The sequence below is a fragment of the Pseudomonas sp. 1152_12 genome (genome assembly GCF_052850675.1).
Window position 1 is genome coordinate 272872 of the sequence record NZ_VXCW01000009.1, and the last position, 19855, is coordinate 292726.

A 19855-nucleotide genomic window follows, 5' to 3' on the forward strand; every position below is an offset into this window, starting at 1 on the left:
GATACCTATGCTGCGATAGCATCACCCAGGTCTGCCTGATAGACCGAGGTACCTGCATCGCAAGCCAGCTCCGACATTTGATTTGGGTTGCCTTGAATTACTTCTTCTGCTTCGGAACCCGCACCAACTGCGTATCCGAATAAATGTCATGCCAACTGCGTTTCTGCTTATCAAACAACGACCAGATAAACCCCAACCCCACGCACAGCCACGACGCAATCGACACCACAAAGCGTAACAGCGCCTGCCACAGACTGATCCGCGAGCCGTCGGCGTTCTGTACGCGTACGCCCCACACCTGCATGCCCAGTGTCTGCCCTGAATAAGTCCAGAACATGGCGAAAAAACCAAACAGCACAAAAAACAAAATCGTCGACAGCAACGGGTCACCGTCCAGCGCGCCCGACTCGGTGAGCGTGCGCATCTTGGCCTCGCCGATAAATGCCATCCACACCAGTTTGTAGATAAACGCGGTGACGATCAGCAGGGCGGTGCACAACAGAAAGTCATAGAACATCGCTGCCAGACGACGGCCCAGACCAACGGCGGGAAATTCGCCTTGGGGGCTCAGCAGGGGTTTGGACATGGCAGTTTCTCTTGAGGAAAAAGCCATTTTACGGATAAACGCCTATAAAAAAGCCCCTGATGTCACCCTCAGGGGCTTTTTGTCGCAGTAAGGATCAACCTTCTGCTTGTACTTCGTCAGCCTGCATGCCTTTCTGGCCTTGCACGGCGATGAAAGTCACTTTCTGGCCTTCTTTGAGGCTCTTGAAGCCGTTGCCCTGAATAGCGCGGAAATGGACGAACAGATCCGGACCGCTTTCTGGAGTGATAAAACCAAACCCTTTCTCGTCGTTAAACCACTTGACGGTACCGCTCTGACGTTCAGCCATTTTCTTATTTCCTTGACGCTAAAAATTAATGACAGCCCCTTTCGCATGAAAGAGTACTGGGCTGGGTTGCAGGAAAGTAAGAGACGTCGAACGGGTTGTAGCACAACTACTTCAGCTACTGCCCAGGTCCAGGTTCCAAGCGACCCATGCAAACACAGTGGGCAAACTCTACGCCAACTAACAGAGAAAAAACAAGCCCCGCCAAAAGCCCAGCGTTTGCTTGGGTTCGTGGCTGTTTGATCAACAATGTTACGCCTGCTTATTCGATAGCGTTGATCACTTGTTATAGGTGAGCCCCTATTACATTGACTATCGACGATGCACTGTTTTATGGCGGTTGCGTTACAGTTTAGTGCGCGCTAACGCAACCGCGTTACTTATAGAAACAGCCAATCAGCCACGGTAGTAACGTTGTGGTACGAATGGCATTTTACTTACACGTAATGGCACCTTTTTCCCACGTACCAACGCAGACACTTCGGTGTCCAGTGCGATGAATGCGCTGTCCAGGTAACCCATGGCCAGCGGGCCGCCCAACGTCGGGCCAAAGCCGCCGCTGCACACGCTGCCGATCACGGTGCCGTGCTCATCGACGATTTCAGCGCCTTCACGCACCGGGGTGCGTTCCTGTGGCAGCAGGCCGACACGCTTACGGCTTACACCGGCTTGTTGCTGGGTGAAGATCCTGTCGGCGCCCGGGAAGCCACCGGCACGTGCGCCGTCGGCGCGGCGGGCCTTGGAGATCGCCCATAGCAGGCTGGCTTCGATCGGGGTGGTGTCGGTGTTCATGTCGTGGCCGTACAGGCACAGGCCAGCTTCCAGGCGTAGCGAGTCGCGGGCGCCTAGGCCGATGGCTTGCACTTCGGTCTCGGCCAGCAGGCTACGCGCCAGGCTCTCGGCGTTGGCGGCCGGCACCGAGATTTCAAAACCGTCTTCGCCGGTGTAACCGGAGCGGCTGACGTAGCAGTCCACACCCAGCAGGCGCAGGGTGGCGAACTGCATGAAGGTCATCTGGGTCACTTCCGGCGCCAGGCGCGCCAGTACCTTCACTGCCGCCGGGCCTTGCAGGGCGAGCAGGGCGCGTTCTTCGAACAGCGGCTCGATGGTGCACTGCTCGCCAATGTGTTTGCGCAGGTGCGCCAAGTCCTGGTCCTTGCAGGCGGCGTTGACCACCAGGAACAGCTCGTCGTTGCCCAGGTTGGCCACCATCAGGTCGTCGAGAATGCCGCCTTGGTCATTGGTGAACATGGCGTAGCGCTGCATGCCCACCGGCAGGTCGATGATGTCGACAGGCACCAGGGTTTCCAGGGCTTTGGCGGCATTCGCGCCGGTCAAGCGGATCTGACCCATGTGCGACACGTCGAACAACCCGGCTTGATCACGAGTGTGCAGGTGTTCCTTCATCACGCCCAGCGGGTATTGCACCGGCATGTCGTAGCCGGCAAAGGGCACCATGCGCGCGCCCAGCTCGAGGTGCAGCGCATGCAGTGGGGTTTTCAACAGGGTTTCGGTGGACATATTCAGCTCCTGAAAAACGTGCGGACGCGCGTGTAAGCGTCAGCACTCGATAATGTTGACCGCCAAACCGCCACGGGCGGTTTCCTTGTATTTGCTTTTCATGTCGGCGCCGGTCTGGCGCATGGTGCGGATGACCTTGTCGAGGGACACAAAGTGCTGACCATCGCCGCGCAACGCCATACGCACTGCATTGATCGCCTTGACCGAGCCCATCGCATTACGCTCGATGCACGGCACTTGTACCAAGCCGCCAATCGGATCGCAGGTCAGGCCGAGGTTATGTTCCATGCCGATCTCGGCGGCGTTTTCCACTTGGGACGCGCTGCCACCCAACACTTCGCATAGCGCACCTGCAGCCATTGAACAGGCCACGCCAACCTCGCCCTGGCAGCCGACTTCGGCGCCGGAGATTGAGGCGTTTTCCTTGTACAAAATCCCGATGGCGGCGGCGGTGAGCAGAAAGCGCACCACGCCGTCCTCGTTCGCGCCTGGGATAAAGCGCATGTAGTAATGCAGCACGGCCGGCACAATCCCGGCTGCGCCGTTGGTGGGCGCCGTGACCACACGCCCGCCGTTGGCGTTTTCTTCGTTGACCGCCAGTGCATACAGGTTGACCCAATCAAGCACCGACAGCGGGTCACGCAGCGCTGATTCCGGGTTCTTGCATAGCTGGCGATGCAGGGCAGCGGCGCGGCGCTTGACCTTCAAACCACCGGGCAAAATCCCTTCGTTGCGACAGCCGGCGTCGACGCAGTCCTGCATCACTTGCCAGATTTTCAACAAACCGGCGCGGGTTTCCGCTTCCGGGCGCCAGGCACTTTCATTGGTCAGCATCACTTGGCTGATCGACAGCCCGTAGGTAGCGCAATGCCCCAGCAAGTCTTTGGCGTGCTTGAACGGAAAGGTCAGCGGCGTGGTGTCTTCGACAATCCGGTCGGCGCCAGCGGCGTCTTCATCCACCACAAACCCGCCACCGACCGAGTAGTACTCGCGGCTGCGAATCTGGATACCCGCCGCATCGAAGGCACGAAAAATCATGCCGTTGGGATGGTAGGCGAGGGGTTTGCGAATCATCGCCAGGTGTTCTTTCTCATTGAACGCAATGCTGTGTTCGCCGAGCAGGTTTAAGCGACCGTCGCTGCGCATTTGCGCGAGGCGTGCAGCCACGGTTTCAGTATTGACGGTGTCCGGGTGTTCGCCTTCCAGGCCCAGCAACACGGCTTTGTCGCTGCCGTGGCCTTTACCGGTGGCGCCCAGCGAGCCATAGAGTTCCACCTTGATGCCGGTGGTGGCGCTCAGCAGGTTATCGCGCTTGAGGCCTTCGACGAATCGGGCGGCGGCGCGCATCGGGCCGACGGTGTGAGAGCTGGAGGGGCCGATGCCAATTTTGAACAGGTCGAACACGCTAAGGGACATGGTTGTTCTCCGGTTTCTTATTATTTATCGGATGAACGCGCTCAAATGTGGGAGCGGGCTTGCTCGCGAATGCGTTGGTTCAGTCACCAGATGTATCAACTGGTACACCGCTTTCGCGAGCAAGCCCGCTCCCACATTTTTGACCGTGTTCCTCCAGTCAGATCAGGCGTAGCTCTCGATTGAAGGGCATGCGCATACGAGGTTGCGATCGCCAAACACGTTGTCGACCCGGCCAACCGGGGGCCAGTACTTGCCTTCGATCAACGACGCAACCGGGTACACCGCTTGTTCACGGCTGTACGGGTGGCTCCATTCGCCGACGATTTCAGCAGCCGTGTGCGGTGCGTTTTTCAGCGGGTTGTCGTCCTTGTCCAGCGTGCCGTTTTCCACCGCGCGGATCTCTTCGCGGATGGCGATCATCGCGTCGCAGAAGCGGTCCAGTTCTTCCTTGGATTCACTTTCTGTCGGCTCGATCATCAAGGTGCCGGCCACCGGGAACGACATGGTCGGCGCGTGGAAGCCAAAATCGATCAGGCGCTTGGCCACGTCATCAACGCTGATGCCGCTGCTGTCTTTCAACGGGCGCAGGTCAAGGATGCACTCGTGCGCTACCAGGCCGTTGCTGCCGGTGTAAAGCACTGGGTAGTGCTCTTCGAGGCGACGGGAAATGTAGTTGGCATTCAGGATCGCCAACTGCGAAGCGCGCTTGAGACCCGCGCCGCCCATCATGCTGATGTACATCCAGGTGATTGGCAGGATACTCGCGCTGCCGAATGGCGCCGCGCACACCGCGCCTTCCTTGCGCTCCATGGCTGCGTGGCCAGGCAGGAACGGCGTGAGGTGGGATTTAACCCCAATCGGGCCAACGCCCGGGCCGCCACCGCCGTGAGGGATGCAGAACGTCTTGTGCAGGTTCAGGTGGGACACGTCGCCGCCGAACTTGCCCGGTGCGCACAGGCCGACCATGGCGTTCATGTTGGCGCCGTCGATGTACACCTGGCCGCCGTTGTCGTGAATGATGCCGCAGATTTCGCGGATGCCTTCTTCGAACACGCCGTGGGTGGACGGGTAGGTGATCATCAGCGCGGCGAGGTGCTCGCGGTGCTCGATGGCTTTGGCACGCAGGTCTTCGATGTCGACGTTGCCACGTGCATCGCAGGCGGTGACCACTACGCGCATACCGGCCATGTTGGCGGTAGCGGGGTTGGTGCCGTGGGCCGACGATGGGATCAGGCAGATGTCGCGGCGATCTTCGCCACGGCTCTGGTGATAGGCACGAATTGCCAGCAGGCCGGCGTATTCACCCTGGGAACCGGCGTTCGGTTGCAGCGAGATGGCGTCATAACCGGTGGCTGCGCAGAGCATGGCTTCCAGCTCGGACGTCAGTTGCAGGTAGCCGGCGCTTTGTTCGGCCGGGGCAAACGGGTGCAGGGCACCGAACTCGGCCCAGGTCACCGGAATCATTTCGCTGGCGGCGTTGAGCTTCATGGTGCACGAACCCAGCGGGATCATGGTGCGGTCCAGTGCCAGGTCCTTGTCGGCCAGCTTGCGCAGGTAGCGCATCAGCTCGGTTTCGGAGTGGTAGCGGTTGAACACCGGGTGGCTGAGGATCGGCGACTGGCGCAGCAGCGCGGCGGGCAGGGTGCTTTCGGTGTTGGTGAAAGCGGGCAGTGCCTTGCCGTCGGCGAAGATCGACCACAGGGCTTCGATGTCGGCCTGGCGGGTGGTTTCGTCGACCGACAAGCCCAGACGCTCAGCATCGACCACACGCAGGTTGATGCGCTGTGCGTGCGCCTTGTCGTGCAGGGCAGCGGTGTTGGCGCCCGTGTTGAGGGTCAGGGTGTCGAAGAAGTGTGCCTGCTCGACCTTCAAGCCCAAGGCCGTCAGGCCCTTGGCCAGGATCGCGGTCAGTTGGTGAATGCGTTGGGCAATCTGGGTCAGGCCTTTAGGGCCGTGGTACACGGCGTACATGCTGGCGATGTTGGCCAGCAGCACTTGGGCGGTGCAGATGTTGCTGGTGGCTTTCTCGCGACGGATATGTTGCTCGCGGGTCTGCATGGCCAGGCGCAGGGCCGGCTTGCCGAAACGGTCGACCGACACACCGACTAGACGGCCCGGCATGTCGCGCTTGAACGCATCCTTGGTAGAGAAGTACGCCGCGTGCGGGCCACCAAAGCCCAGCGGCACGCCAAAGCGTTGCGCGCTGCCGATGGCCACGTCGGCACCGAACTCACCCGGTGGGGTCAGCAGGGTCAGGGCCAGCAGGTCGGCGGCGACCGCGACCAAGGCGTTGGCGGTGTGGAAGCGCTCGGTCAGCTCACGGTAATCAAACACGTCACCGTTGCTGGCCGGGTATTGCAGCAGGGCGCCGAAGAATGCGCTGACGTCGGTCAGTTCGCGCTCATCGCCCACCACCACGTCAATGCCCAGCGGCTCGGCACGGGTGCGCAGTACGTCGAGGGTTTGCGGGTGGCTGTGGATCGAAGCGAAGAACGCGTTGCTGCCCTTGTTCTTGCTCAGGCGCTTGCAGAAGGTCATGGCTTCGGCGGCGGCGGTAGCTTCGTCGAGCAGCGAGGCGTTGGCGATCGGCAGGCCGGTGAGGTCGCTGATCAGGGTTTGGAAGTTCAGCAGCGCTTCCAGGCGGCCCTGGGAGATTTCTGGCTGATACGGCGTGTAAGCGGTGTACCAAGCCGGGTTTTCCAGCAGGTTGCGCAGGATCGGCGACGGTGTGTGGCAGTTGTAGTAGCCCTGGCCGATGTAGGTCTTGAACAGTTGGTTCTGGCCAGCAATGGCCTTGATCTTGGCCAGGGCCTCGGCTTCGCTCAGGCCATCTTCCAGGCCGAGCACGCTGGTGCCCTTGATGCTTTCCGGGATCACGCTGGCGCTCAGGGCTTCCAAGGAGTCGAAGCCCAGGCTGGCCAGCATCTGTTGCTCGTCTTCCTGGCGCGGGCCGATGTGGCGGGCGATGAATTCGTTGGCGGTGCTGAGATTAATGGTCATGGCGCGCTCCTCAGGCTTCAGCGTTGGCTTTGATCAGGCGGTCGTACGCATCCTGATCCAACAGCTTAGCCACTGCATTGGCATCGGCGGGTTTAAAGCGGAAGAACCAACCTTCGCCCATCGGATCTTCGTTGACCAGTTCCGGGCTGTCGCTGAGTTTGTCGTTGACTTCGAGGACTTCGCCGTCGAGCGGCATGTACACGCCGCTGGCTGCCTTGACCGATTCAACGGTGGAGGCTTCGGCGCCTTTGTCGTAGGACTGCAACTCCGGCAGTTGCACGAAAACCACATCACCCAGCGCGTTCTGCGCGAAAGCGGTGATACCCACAGTGACGCTGCCATCGGCTTCGGCGCGCAGCCATTCGTGATCTTCAGTGAAACGCAACTCGCTCATGGAAACTCCTCAGGGCCAGATTCGTCTGGTGGACAAGATTGGAATAATGAGGAGTTACTTAGCAATATCGCGGCCAAAGTCATTAAACTCTTATAAATCAATAAGTTAACAAAATTGGCTGTGACGTTAGATGTTTTGGCTGTAGCGATTTCGCTACAGTCTGGCCGGTGAAAAAAAGCCTATGTGGATCAAAGCCTTGCATGGCGCGCAAAAAACAGGGTTGTAGCGATATCGTTACGCTGTAGCGCTTTCAGTACAGCGGATGTCGTTCTCAGACCCAATTGGGTGAGTTATGCAAGCTCCCACATTTGGACCGCGTTTATTCAGTCAGGGCTTATTGGGGATGCCGTACTTGCGCAGCCGATGGGCGATCGCCGTGTGCGAGGTCTGCAAGCGGCTGGCCAATTGGCGGGTCGAGGGATAGCTGGCGTATAGCTTCTCCAGCAGGCTGCGCTCAAAGTCTTCCACCGCCTGTTCCAGGCTGTCGACTTCGCCGTCGCTCTGGCGCGCCACCGAGGTGCCAGCGATGTCCAGGTCGCCGATGTCCACCAAGCTGCTTTCGCAAATGGCGGCGGCGCGAAAGATCACGTTTTGCAGTTGCCGAACGTTGCCCGGCCAGCGGTTACCCAGCAGCGCCGGGTAGGTGCCGGGCGCCAGACGGCAGACCGGGCGCTGGATCTGCGCGCAGGCCTGCTGCATGAAGTAGCGGGCCAGCAGCAGGATGTCTTGGCCGCGCTCACGCAGCGGCGGTACTTCAACGTTGAGTACGTTGAGGCGGTAGAACAAGTCTTCGCGAAACGTGCCTTCGCTGACCATCTTTTCCAGGTCGCGGTGGGTGGCGCTGAGAATGCGTACGTTAACTTTCACTTCGCGGTCGCCACCCACACGGCGGAAGCTGCCGTCATTCAGAAAGCGCAGCAGCTTGGCCTGCAAGTACGGCGACATTTCGCCAATCTCATCGAGGAACACCGTGCCTTGGTTGGCCAACTCCATCAGCCCCGGCTTGCCGCCGCGCTGAGCACCGGTAAACGCGCCCGGGGCGTAACCAAACAGCTCGCTTTCGGCGAGGTTTTCCGGCAACGCCGCGCAGTTCAAGGCCAAAAACGGCGCACTGTGGCGCGCGCTGATGGCGTGGCAGGCACGCGCCACCAGCTCTTTGCCGGTGCCGGTTTCGCCTTGGATCAATAACGGTGCATCCAGTGCGGCGACGCGCTGCGCACGGGCCTTGAGGGTACGAATCACCGGGGACTCGCCTAACAGCGCATCAAAGCCTTCGGCATGGTCGTGGTGCAGCGCCGACAGCTGTTCGCCGATGCGGTTGGGTTGGTACAGCGTGAGCAGGGCGCCAGCGTCGGTGATCGGCGTGGCGTCCAGTAAAAAGGTTTGGCCGTTGACGCTGATCTCGCGCAGGGGCAGGCGAAAGCCTTGCTCCAGCAAGGTGTCGAGCAGCGCCGGGTCATTGAACAGCGCGCTGATGCTTTCCCCGGCCGGTTCGCGGCCATAGAGGGCGATCAGCGCCGGGTTGGCCAGCAGGATCTTGCCGGCGCTGTCCAGGGCCAGCACCGGATCGGTCATCGCCGCCAGCAGGGCGTCGAGCTGCAAGTGGCGGCGCTGGCCGGGAAGGATGTCTACTACCGTGACCGCCTGTACGCCGTGCACGCTGAACAGCGCGTCGCGCAGTTCTTCGAGCACCTCGGCGCTCAGCGTCGGGGCGTCGATGTAGACATTGGGCGGCACCATCTCCACCGCATCCAGGTTGAGATTGCGCCCACCGAGCAGGGCCAGGACTTCCTGGGTAATGCCGACGCGGTCGATGAAGCTGACGTGGATACGCATGGGGCGGTTAACGATTCTGGAGAGCGAGAGGCGGCAAGTATGCCTGACAGGTGGTGGAGATCAAAAAATGTGGGAGGGGACTTGCTCCCTCCCACATTTGAACCGAGTTATTCCAAGTGTTCGGGCTTGACCGGATCCCCCGGCTTCAGATCCAACTGATGCCGTACATCCTCGAACATCAAGTCGTACTGCTTGTGCATCTGCCCGTTAAGCGTCGCAACCTTTGGCATGCCATATTTCTGCGCGATATTCATCGCATGCCGCGCAAAATCAAAGGCCTGGTCCTTGGGCAGAAAGAACTCCTCCTTGAGGTCCTTGCCCTGCACCGAACCGTGCAGTTTGAAGAGCATTCCCTTGCCTTCCTTTGGATCCTGGCTGACCTCGTAGTCGATGCACAGGTTGTAGCTGTAGTCATCTTTGTTGAGCGCGTGACGTTCGACGTGCAAGTGACCGGGTTCAAAGGTGGCCATAGGCGTATCTCCTTTACTTCACAGATAGGTGATGCCAGGTTTTGCCGTGCTGATACGCGTACCGGCGCGGCCCTGGACGATGGCTTCGATGTCCGAGAGTGAACCGATGACGGCGGTTTTGCCAGTCTGGCGGGCGAACTCGCAGGCGGCTTGTACCTTGGGGCCCATGGAGCCGGCGGCGAAGCCGAGGTTTTCCATTTCGTCCGGGTGGGCTTGGTCGATGGCCTTCTGTGTCGGCTTACCGAAGTCGATGAACGCAGCGTTGACGTCGGTGGCGATCACCAGCAAATCGGCGTCCAACTGCGCGGCCAGCAACGATGAGCACAGGTCTTTGTCGATCACGGCCTCGATGCCGCGCAGTTTGCCGTCTTCGCCATACATCGTTGGAATCCCGCCACCACCGGCGCAGATCACGATGGCACTTTTTTCCAGCAGCCATTTGATCGGGCGGATTTCAAAAATGCGTTTGGGGCGAGGGCTGGCAACCACGCGGCGATATTTATCGCCATCCGGGGCGATGGCCCAGCCTTTTTCGGCGGCGAGTTTTTCCGCTTCGGCTTTGGCGTACACCGGGCCGATGGGCTTGGTCGGGTTCTTGAAGGCCGGATCGTTAGCGTCCACTTCAACCTGGGTCAGCAAGGTCGCGAATGGCACGTCGGCGTCCAGCAGGTTGCCCAGCTCCTGTTCGATGATGTAGCCGATCATGCCTTCGGTTTCGGCACCCAGCACGTCCAGCGGGTAGGGCGACACGCTGGTGTAGGCCGCCGCCTGCAACGACAGCAGGCCCACTTGCGGGCCATTGCCGTGGGCAATCACCAGCTCGTTGCCGGGATGGATTTTGGCGATCTGTTCGGTGGCGATTCGGATGTTGGTGCGTTGGTTGTCCGCGGTCATGGGTTCACCACGGCGCAGCAGGGCGTTACCGCCCAGTGCAACGACGATACGCATAATGCAATCCTTCTAGAATTCAGCAAGGTCTCTGAGCGAAGAGCAATCAATGTGGGCGCCGGGCTTGCCCGCGATGGCATCACCCTGATGTTCCTGAGAAACCGAGGTGTCCGCATCGCAGGCAAGCCAGCTCCCACATTGACTGAGTTCCACACTTAAAGTTTAGATATCCGCCAACGCCGACACCAGGATCGCCTTGATGGTGTGCATGCGGTTTTCCGCCTGCTCAAAGGCGATATTGGCCGGCGACTCAAACACTTCCTCGGTCACTTCCACCCCATTGGCCAGGTTCGGATAACGCGCGGCGATGTCCTTGCCTACTTTGGTTTCGCTGTTGTGGAATGCTGGCAGGCAGTGCATGAACTTCACGCGAGGGTTGCCCGAGGCCTTCATCATCTTGGTGTTGACCTGGTACGGCAGCAGTTGCTCGATACGCTCGTCCCACGCTTCCACCGGCTCTCCCATCGACACCCAGATATCGGTGTGGATGAAGTCCACGCCTTTGACCGCTTCTTTCGGGTCTTCGGTGATGGTAATGCGCGCGCCGCTTTCTTCTGCAAAGGCCTGGCACTGCTTGATGAAATCTTCATGCGGCCACAGGGCTTTCGGCGCGCCGATACGCACGTCCATGCCCAGCTTGGCGCCGATCATCAGCAGCGAGTTGCCCATGTTGTAGCGGGCGTCGCCCAGGTAGGCATAGCTGATGTCATGCAGCGGCTTGTCGCTGTGCTCGCGCATGGTCAGGGTGTCGGCGATCATTTGGGTCGGGTGGAATTCGGCGGTGAGGCCGTTGAACACCGGCACGCCGGCGAACTTGGCCAGCTCTTCGACGATTTCCTGCTCGAAGCCACGGTACTCGATGGCGTCGAACATGCGGCCCAGTACACGGGCGGTGTCTTTCATGCTTTCTTTGTGGCCGATCTGCGACGACATCGGGTCGATATAGGTGACGTGGGCGCCTTGGTCATGGGCCGCCACTTCGAACGCGCAACGGGTGCGGGTCGAGGTTTTTTCGAAGATCAGCGCAATGTTTTTGCCCTGCAGGTGCGCACGCTCGGTGCCGGTGTATTTGGCGCGCTTGAGGTCGCGGGATAGGTCCAGCAGGTAGTTGAGCTCGCGAGTGGTGTGGTGCATCAGCGAGAGCAGGCTGCGGTTGCGCATATTAAAAGCCATGTTGGATCTCCTTCTGTTTAGGTTATCCCCTTGGCCGGCGCCTTGTGAGCGGCGGCCAAGGCCTGAAAGTTAGTAGTCGATTGGGTCGCGGATGATCGGGCAGGTCATGCAGTGGCCGCCGCCACGGCCACGGCCGAGTTCACCGGCGCTGATGGTGATGACTTCCACACCGGCCTTGCGCAGCAGAGTGTTGGTGTAGGTGTTGCGGTCGTAGCCGATCACCACGCCAGGCTCCAGGGCCACCACGTTGTTGCCGTCGTCCCACTGCTCGCGCTCGGCGGCGAAGCTGTTGCCGCCGGTCTCGACCACGCGCAGGGCCTTGAGGTTGAGCGCTGCGGCCACGGTGTCGAGGAAGTTGGTTTTCTCCCGTTGGATATCGATACCGTGTGGCTTTCTTTCATCAGGGCGCAGGGTGAAGGGGATGATCTGGTTGACCACTTCGGGGAAGATGGTGACCAGGTCGCGGTCGCAGAAGCTGAACACGGTGTCCAAGTGCATCGCCGCGCGGGATTTCGGCAGGCCAGCAACGATCACGCGTTCCACGGCTTTGTTTTTGAACAGGTTGCGCGCCAGCTGGCCAATCGCTTGGTGGGACGAGCGTTCACCCATGCCGATCAGCACAACACCGTTGCCAATCGGCATGACGTCGCCGCCTTCCAGCGTGGCGGCACCGTGTTCCTGGTCGGGGTCGCCGTACCAAATCTGGAAGTCTGCGTTGGTGAACTCGGGGTGGAACTTGTAGATGGCCGAGGCCAGCAGGGTTTCCTGACGTCGCGCAGGCCAGTACATCGGGTTGAGCGTCACACCGCCGTAGATCCAGCAGGTGGTGTCGCGGGTGAACTGGGTGTTGGGCAGCGGCGGCAGAATGAAACTTGAGTGGCCGAGGAAGTCGCGGAACATCTCGATGGTTTTGCCACCGAAGCTGCTCGGCAGGTCATCGGCCGACACGCCACCGATCAGGAACTCGCTGACTTTGCGCGGCTCCAGGCTGCGCAGCCAGGAGCCGACTTCATCGACCAGGCCAAGGCCCACAGTGTTGGCGGTGATCTTGCGTTCCAAGATCCAGTCCAGCGCTTCGGGGATGGCGACGATATCGGTCAGCAGGTTGTGCATTTCCAGCACATCAATGTCCCGCTCGCGCATCTTGGTGACGAAGTCGAAATGGTCGCGCTTGGCCTGGGCCACCCACAGCACGTCATCGAACAGCAGTTCATCGCAGTTGTTGGGGGTCAGCCGCTGGTGGGCCAAACCTGGGGAGCACACCATGACTTTGCGCAGTTTGCCGGCTTCGGAATGTACGCCGTACTTCACTTTTTCCGTGGTCATTACAGATCCTCCAGTGAACAAAAGTTACAGAGCCAAGAAACCGTCGTAGAGGCCATAAGCAGCCACCAAGGCGCCAATGACGACGGCGGCGAAAATCAGCTTCTCGACGTTGGTGAAAATCGGTTTGCCCAGTTCATGCTTGGCCTTGGCGAAGAGGATCACGCCGGGGGCGTAGAGCAGGGCGGAGAGCAGCAGGTATTTGGTGCCGCCGGCGTAGAGCAACCAGACCGCGTAGATCAGCGCGATGGCGCCGATGAGCAGGTCTTTTTTGCGTTCGCGCAGGGCGTTTTCGTAGGTCTCACCGCGCACGGCCAGCAGCAGGGCGTAAGCCGCCGACCACAGGTAAGGCACCAGGATCATCGAAGTGGCGAGGTAGATCAGCGACAGGTAAGTGCTGGCGGAGAACAGCGTAATCACCAGGAAAATTTGCACCATCGCGTTGGTCAGCCACAGGGCATTGGCCGGCACATGGTTGGCGTTTTCGCGGCGCAAAAACTCCGGCATGGTGTGGTCTTTGGCGGCGGCGAACATGATCTCTGCACACAGCAGCACCCACGACAGCAATGCGCCCAGCAGCGAGATGATCAAGCCGACGCTGATCAGCACCGCGCCCCAGTGGCCGACCACATGCTCAAGCACGGCGGCCATCGATGGGTTCTGCAACTTGGCCAGTTCGGGTTGGGTCATGATGCCCAGCGACAGCACGTTCACCAGCATCAGGAACAGCAGCACGGTGATAAAACCGATCACCGTGGCCTTGCCGACGTCGGAGCGTTTTTCCGCACGGGAGGAGAAGATGCTCGCGCCTTCGATGCCGATGAACACCCACACGGTGACCAGCATCATGTTGCGCACTTGGTTCATCACGCTGCCCAGGTCCGGGTTTTTCACGCCCCAGATGTCAGCGGTGAAGATGTCCAGTTTGAACGCGAACAGCGCGATCAACACGAACAGCACCAACGGCACGATCTTGGCGACGGTCGTCACCAGGTTGATGAACGCCGCTTCTTTGATCCCGCGCAGCACCAAAAAGTGCACGGCCCACAGCAACACCGAGGCGCCAATCACTGCAGCCGGCGTGTTGCCTTCGCCAAAGACCGGGAAGAAGTAACCGAGGGTGCTGAACAGCAACACGAAGTAACCGACGTTACCCAACCAGGCGCTGATCCAGTAGCCCCAGGCGGACGAGAAGCCCATGTAGTCGCCGAAACCGGCCTTGGCATAGGCGTATACGCCGCCGTCGAGGTCAGGTTTGCGGTTGGCCAGGGTCTGGAACACAAAGGCGAGGGTCAGCATGCCGATGGCGGTAATCACCCAACCGATCAACACCGCACCCACGTCGGCGCTGGCGGCCATGTTTTGCGGCAGTGAGAAGATTCCGCCGCCAATCATTGAGCCCACGACCAGTGCAACCAGTGCGCCTAATCGAAGTTTTCCGGGAGATTCAGACATTGCATGACTCCAATGCAGGAGAAGAGAGACCACAGAGTAATTCGGCGCGCTGTTCGAACAGCTGACTTAGATCAGGTCATTGGCACATTTCATTGTGAATGAATGACTTAGGGCAAATGCTTGGGCAATACTATTCCCCGCAAAGGCTCGTTCCAGAGCGCTTCTGCGTTGTAGTGGTCATTTAGCCCAGGCGATTGTTGCAACTAGCCATTTTGGCTGAATGTGCACACTATTTCGGGACGGGTTGCCAAATAGCGAGAAACTGGCAAAGTGCCTGCCTTGTTTAACACCTAAATAAACTTAAACGTCATCAATCGTCATGCTATTAGGTTATGCGCTTGACGGTTTTATCGCTGTCTTTAATAAACGCTGCACTCACTGGATTAATTAGTTGAGTGCGCGTTTGTTCGCTCAATTTTTATTTATTCAGGAGTTTCCATGTCTCAATCGGCCCAAAAGCTCAAACTCAGCGCGCTGATCGCGCTGGTGGTGGGGTCGATGATCGGCGGCGGGATTTTCTCTTTGCCGCAGAACATGGCGGCGCGCGCCGAGGTGGGCGCCGTGTTGATCGGCTGGGCGATCACCGCTGTGGGCATGCTGACCCTGGCGTTCGTGTTCCAGACCCTGGCCAACCGCAAGCCCGAACTGGATTCCGGCGTGTATGCCTACGCCAAGGCCGGGTTTGGCGATTACATGGGCTTCTCGTCCGCCTGGGGTTATTGGATCAGCGCGTGGTTGGGCAACGTCGGTTACTTCGTGCTGCTGTTCAGCACCCTCGGCTATTTTTTTCCGGTATTCGGCCAGGGCAATACGCCGGTCGCCATCGGCTGCGCGTCGCTGTTGTTGTGGGTTGTACATTTTCTAGTGATGCGTGGGATCAAGGAGGCGGTGTTGATCAACCAGATCACTACCGTGGCGAAGATCGTACCGCTGCTGATGTTTATCGTGATCGCCGCCTTGGCGTTCAAGGCCGATATCTTCACCCGCGATATCTGGGGCTTGGGCAACCCGCAAGTCGGCAGCGTGGTCGACCAGGTGCGCAACATGATGTTGGTCACCGTGTTTGTTTTCATCGGCATCGAGGGCGCCAGTGTGTATTCGGCGCGGGCCGAGAAACGCTCGGATGTCGGTCGGGCCACGGTCACCGGGTTTCTCGGGGTGCTGGCGCTGCTGGTGCTGGTGAATGTGTTGTCACTTGGGATCATGAGCCAGCCGGAACTGGCGCAATTGCAAAACCCGTCCCTGGCCGGTGTCTTGGAGCATATCGTCGGGCCGTGGGGCGCGATGGCGATCAGCATTGGTCTGGCGGTGTCCTTGCTCGGCGCCTTGTTGTCATGGGCGCTGCTCTGTGCGGAGATCCTTTACGCCACTGCCCACGACAACACCATGCCGGCTTTTCTGAAAAAGGAAAACGCCAACCAGGTGCCGGTCAATGCGCTGTGGCTGACCAATGGGATGATCCAGATTTTTCTGGTGATCACGCTGTTTTCCCACAGCACCTACACCACGCTGATCTACCTGGCCTCGTCGATGATTCTGGTGCCGTACCTGTGGTCGGCAGCGTATGCGGTGCTGCTCAGCGGGCGCGGCGAAACTTACGCAGGTGCCAATCGCCAGCGCGTGAAAGATCTAGTGGTTGGCCTGATCGCACTGATGTATGCGCTGTGGCTGCTCTACGCAGGCGGTTTGAAGTACCTGCTACTCTCGGCGCTGCTGTATGCGCCCGGTGTGATCCTGTTTGCCCTGGCCAAACGCGAGCAGGGCAAACCCTTGTTTACCTTCGTGGAAAGAGGCATTTTCAGCTGCGTGATCGCGGGCGCGGGGCTGGCGGCGTACGGGCTGTATAGCGGGGTATTGTCGTTATGAGACTGGCGTATCAGGCGCCTTATGACTGGGCGCCGAAGTTGGGCTTTTTATCCCAGCGCGCGATCACTGGGCTGGAGCGTTGCTCTCACCGGGAGCAAGCCGCCACATTTGAATGTATTCACCGATCAAATGTGGGAGGGGGCTTGCTCCCGATAGCGGTCCTCAGCTCACCACTGAGCCCGGTGTGAGCCCAATTCCCCCGCCGGCAAATCCCACTGCAACGGCGTGCCGCTGATCGTCACTGGCGCCAGCAAACGATGGGCCAGGCCCCAGGCCGTCTGTTCCTCGACCAAGCCTTGATCGCTCGGTTCTTCCGCGCGCAACACCGGTTGCTCCGGCACGTGCCCGGCCTCTACCAACAACTTCGCTGTACGCGCCAATGACGACCGCGCTGAGCCGCCGCGCCCGGTTTTCAAGCGTTCGCTTAACGCCTGAATCGCACTGGCCGCCATTAGATACCCAGTGGCGTGATCCAACGCCTGTAACGGCAGCGGCAGCGGTTTATCCGAGTGTTTCCACGCCATGCCCGCGTCGGCGATCCCGCTGCTCATCTGCACCAGGCTGTCGAAGCCGCGGCGATTGCGCCACGGGCCACTCCAGCCGTAGGCATTGAGGCTTACGTCGATCAGACCGGGGACAAGGGTTTGCAGCGCAACGGCGGTGTAGCCCAGTTGCTCCAAGGCATCGGCGCGGTAGCCATGGAACAGAATGTCGGCGTCCTTGAGCAGGCTTTCAAAAATCGTCCGGCCCTCGGGGCTTTTCAGGTCCAGACGCGCGCAGCGTTTACCCAGGGTCATTTCCGGCACCACGCCGGGTTCGTTCCAGGTCAGTGAGTCGATGCGCAACACATCGGCCCCCAGCCCCGCGAGGAAGCGACTGGCCACGGGGCCGGCCAACACGCGCGTCAGGTCCAGCACCTTTATGCCGGCCAGCGGGCGAGCCACCGAGCCGAGCCAGGCTTTGCCGGTGGTGGTGTCGTAGGTTTGACGTTGCACCAGATTTTCGGCATTCACCGCTAGACCCTGGGGATGCGTTTGCCAGGCCTGCCAAGAACGCATCTGGGCTGCGCAGCCACTTGCATCGACAATCGCCTGTTCCAATTCGGCTGCACTCCAGGTCGCAACGTTGCCGGCCATCTCGGCGCGGTCATTGACCTTGCCCAGTACACGCTCGGCGGCAGCACGGTGATGCGGGGCGTTGGTGTGCAAGCGAATCCAGCCATCGGCGCAGGCATAGTCGCCGGCTACCGGGTCCCACAACGGCGGCACTTGCCAACCCACGGGGCGAATTGAGGACGAGAACCAGAACGATGCCAGGCGTCGGTCCACGCTGACGCTGGGCAAACGCCCGGTCTGTTGGCGGATCAATTCGGCGACGGCCTGGCCGGCAGCGCCGAGGCTGGCACTGGCCAGTTCGGTCACGGCAAAGACTGAGGGCAAGGCGCCGGCCGCTGTGACGGTTAACGGGGTGTGCGGTAGGTCGAGTGCGGCTTGGATGGGAGTCAGCAGGTCAGTCATCAAAGGCCCTCCGTAAGAGAAGGGCCACTATAGAAGATCCTCACACCGGTGTGACAACGCCTGGCGCCAACGGCAGGTCGATGCTGGCGATAAAACCGCCATTGGCGTGGTTCGCCAGAATCAGGCTACCGCCATGACGCTCCGCCGCGCGCCGCGCGATCGCCAGGCCCAGGCCGTGGCCTTGGGCGGTCTGGCCGGGCGCGCGGTAGAAAGGCTCGCTCAACTGGCTGAGGTGTTCTGCCTCAACACCGGGGCCATGGTCACGCACACTGATGATGATGTGCTCGCCGTGGAGATGGGCGTGCAACTCGATAGGCTGGTCCTTGGGGTTGAAGCGCTGGGCGTTGCGCAACAGGTTATCCACCGCCCGCTCGATCATGGTCGGCCAGCCCTTGAGTTGCAGCTCGTTGTCGGCCGTCAGTTGCACCCTCTGATCGGGGGCACCGAGCTGGGCGTCTTTGTGCAGGGTCTTGAGCAGCAGGTTGAGGTCGACCTCTTCGGCACTGGCGTTGTCGGCATCGACGCGGGCCAACACCAGGATTTCGCTGATCAAGGCTTCCAGGCGATCACATTCGCGGGTCAGGCGTGGCCAAAGTTTCTCCCGCTCTTCGGGGCTGGCGCGTTCGGCCAAGGCCAGGGCGATGCGCAAGCGGGCCAGGGGCGAGCGCAGTTCGTGGGACACGTCGCGCAGCAACTGGCGCTGGCTGCCGATCAGGCTTTGCAGGCGTGCGCCCATGCGATTGAAATCGGTGGCCAGCACGCCGAACTCATCGCGCCGGTTGGCCAGTTGCGCCAAGCTGTTCTGCTGGTAAGTGGTCTGCCCGAGGTCATGCACCGCGCCGCGCAGGCGGCTAAGCGGGCGGGTGATTGACAGCGTCACTAGCAGGCTGAACAACGTCAGCACCACCAAGGCAATTGCCAATGCGCTCAGCGGCCAGAGCAGGCTGCTGCGATGCCAGGCGTCCAGTTCCGGGTGCGGGATGCGGTAGATCAGCAGGTAGGTGTCGCCGGTTTTTTCACTGGTGTACTCGGCGGTCAGGCGTCGCCAGGGCAGATGGCCGTCCTTGCTGTCATTTTGCCGGGCTTCGAACGCAGCGGCACGCCGTGGGAAGGTGCCGCGCACCACCGGCTCGCCACTTTCATTCAACACTTGCACGTCGATGTGGTACTGGCGTTTGCGTTGTTGCAGCAAATCCTGGGCGGCGTCCTCGCCTTGGGCTTCGTAGAGCTGCGTCCACTCTTGTGCCAAGTTGTTGAGGCCGGGGTGACGACTGAGAATCCAGGCGTCCTGGTTGAGCATATGCCCAAGCAGGATCGATAACCCGGCAACCAAGGCGATGGCCAGCCAGAAACTGGCCAGGATGCGCCAGAACAATGAACGCACAGGAAACCCTCAAGCAAGAAAAGCCCAGCGGCGCTAGCCACTGGGCTGGGGTGGTAAAGCTAGAGCATTATTGCGCTTTTTGCGGCTGCTGGGCTTTCCAGGCCTGGAATTCCTTCCACTCGGCGCGGCGCTCGGCTTGTTTTTTGACGATCTCGTCGAATTTCTTCTGTTGATCGGGTTTCAGCACGGCTCGGATGTCGGCCTGGGTTTTCTGTTTGCCGGCGGCGATCTCATCCTGCATGGCCTTCTGATCGGCGGCCGGGAGTTTATCCAAGTACTTTTTGACCAGATCTTTGCGAGCGTGCCATTGGTCGCCCATCAGTTTGCCGATCTGCTGGCGCTGTTCCTTACTCAGGTCCAGTTGGCTGAAGGGGCCGCCTTTGCCACGCGGACCGTGTTCACCGCTGTGGCCAGGGCCACCCATCATGTGGCCGTCAGGGCCGCCCATCGGGCCTGGGCCTTCTGGCATGGCGGCCATGGCAACGGTTGGCAGGGCAGCGGCGAACATCAGAGCGATAAGGGTCTTGCGCATGGTGATTCTCCTGTCTCTATTCCGGTGAGTCCGGATGTGAGTAGGTTACGGAGATCAAGGTCAGCGGCGGTCAGGTGAGGGTAAAGCTTGGGTAAAGAGGGGTTTGGTGGGGGCTGACAAAACGATCAAG

Annotated in this window: 16 protein-coding genes and 1 pseudogene; 2 read left to right on the forward strand and 15 right to left on the reverse strand. The window is 60.2% G+C overall.

All coding sequences use genetic code 11. The features are described 5' to 3' along the window. Nucleotides 1-97 precede the first annotated feature (97 nt). The 12 genes from FW764_RS18915 to arcD (FW764_RS18970) all read right to left on the reverse strand — a co-directional run bounded on the left by FW764_RS18915 (nt 98) and on the right by arcD (FW764_RS18970) (nt 14426). Nucleotides 98-586, reverse strand: coding sequence for an RDD family protein (locus FW764_RS18915; RefSeq protein WP_446435167.1), 489 nt, complete (start codon nt 584-586; stop codon nt 98-100). 94 nt (nt 587-680) lie between these two features. Continuing rightward, complete coding sequence (locus FW764_RS18920) at nt 681-893, reverse strand: cold-shock protein (protein WP_003316897.1); 213 nt, start codon at nt 891-893, stop codon at nt 681-683. A gap of 393 nt (nt 894-1286) precedes the next feature. Next, complete coding sequence (gene gcvT, locus FW764_RS18925) at nt 1287-2411, reverse strand: glycine cleavage system aminomethyltransferase GcvT (protein ID WP_446435168.1); 1125 nt, start codon at nt 2409-2411, stop codon at nt 1287-1289. A gap of 39 nt (nt 2412-2450) precedes the next feature. After that, a complete protein-coding gene (locus tag FW764_RS18930; protein ID WP_446435169.1) occupies nt 2451-3827 on the reverse strand; it encodes an L-serine ammonia-lyase in 1377 nt (458 codons plus the stop codon). A gap of 162 nt (nt 3828-3989) precedes the next feature. Continuing rightward, the gene (gcvP, locus tag FW764_RS18935) at nt 3990-6827 is read right to left on the reverse strand and encodes an aminomethyl-transferring glycine dehydrogenase (protein WP_446435170.1); all 2838 of its coding nucleotides are present in this window, start codon (nt 6825-6827) and stop codon (nt 3990-3992) included. A gap of 10 nt (nt 6828-6837) precedes the next feature. Further along, on the reverse strand, nt 6838-7221 hold the full coding sequence (gene gcvH, locus FW764_RS18940) for a glycine cleavage system protein GcvH (protein ID WP_446435171.1): 384 nt from the start codon (nt 7219-7221) through the stop codon (nt 6838-6840). A gap of 327 nt (nt 7222-7548) precedes the next feature. Beyond that, a complete protein-coding gene (locus FW764_RS18945) occupies nt 7549-9057 on the reverse strand; it encodes a sigma-54-dependent transcriptional regulator (protein ID WP_446435172.1) in 1509 nt (502 codons plus the stop codon). A gap of 107 nt (nt 9058-9164) precedes the next feature. Beyond that, nucleotides 9165-9527, reverse strand: a complete 363-nt coding sequence (locus FW764_RS18950) for a DUF5064 family protein (RefSeq protein ID WP_446435173.1) — start codon at nt 9525-9527, stop codon at nt 9165-9167. An 18-nt stretch (nt 9528-9545) separates the two neighbouring features. Continuing rightward, nucleotides 9546-10475 (reverse strand): carbamate kinase, encoded by a 930-nt coding sequence (gene arcC / locus FW764_RS18955; RefSeq protein WP_446435174.1) that lies wholly within the window; start codon nt 10473-10475, stop codon nt 9546-9548. 162 nt (nt 10476-10637) lie between these two features. Then, nucleotides 10638-11648, reverse strand: coding sequence for an ornithine carbamoyltransferase (locus FW764_RS18960; protein WP_446435175.1), 1011 nt, complete (start codon nt 11646-11648; stop codon nt 10638-10640). A gap of 69 nt (nt 11649-11717) precedes the next feature. Continuing rightward, nucleotides 11718-12974, reverse strand: coding sequence for an arginine deiminase (arcA, locus tag FW764_RS18965; RefSeq protein ID WP_446435176.1), 1257 nt, complete (start codon nt 12972-12974; stop codon nt 11718-11720). 24 nt (nt 12975-12998) lie between these two features. Further along, nucleotides 12999-14426, reverse strand: a complete 1428-nt coding sequence (gene arcD / locus FW764_RS18970; RefSeq protein ID WP_446435177.1) for an arginine-ornithine antiporter — start codon at nt 14424-14426, stop codon at nt 12999-13001. Between the two features lie 438 nt (nt 14427-14864). Here arcD (FW764_RS18970) and arcD (FW764_RS18975) point away from each other — a divergent pair, with 438 nt between their 5' ends. After that, complete coding sequence (gene arcD / locus FW764_RS18975) at nt 14865-16292, forward strand: arginine-ornithine antiporter (protein WP_446435178.1); 1428 nt, start codon at nt 14865-14867, stop codon at nt 16290-16292. Then, nucleotides 16289-16369 (forward strand): annotated as a pseudogene (locus tag FW764_RS18980) (AlkA N-terminal domain-containing protein); the annotation flags it as partial. The gene arcD (FW764_RS18975) and the pseudogene FW764_RS18980, both read left to right, overlap by 4 nt. A 90-nt stretch (nt 16370-16459) precedes the next feature. Here FW764_RS18980 and FW764_RS18985 read toward each other — a convergent pair. From FW764_RS18985 to FW764_RS18995, 3 genes are all read right to left on the reverse strand, one after another. Next, nucleotides 16460-17809, reverse strand: coding sequence for a CoA transferase (locus FW764_RS18985; protein WP_446435179.1), 1350 nt, complete (start codon nt 17807-17809; stop codon nt 16460-16462). A gap of 40 nt (nt 17810-17849) precedes the next feature. Then, nucleotides 17850-19193 carry a sensor histidine kinase gene (locus tag FW764_RS18990; protein WP_446435180.1) on the reverse strand — a complete coding sequence of 448 codons (1344 nt, stop codon included), beginning with the start codon at nt 19191-19193 and terminating at the stop codon, nt 17850-17852. A 67-nt stretch (nt 19194-19260) separates the two neighbouring features. Next, nucleotides 19261-19725 (reverse strand): Spy/CpxP family protein refolding chaperone, encoded by a 465-nt coding sequence (locus FW764_RS18995; protein WP_446435181.1) that lies wholly within the window; start codon nt 19723-19725, stop codon nt 19261-19263. Nucleotides 19726-19855 lie beyond the last annotated feature (130 nt).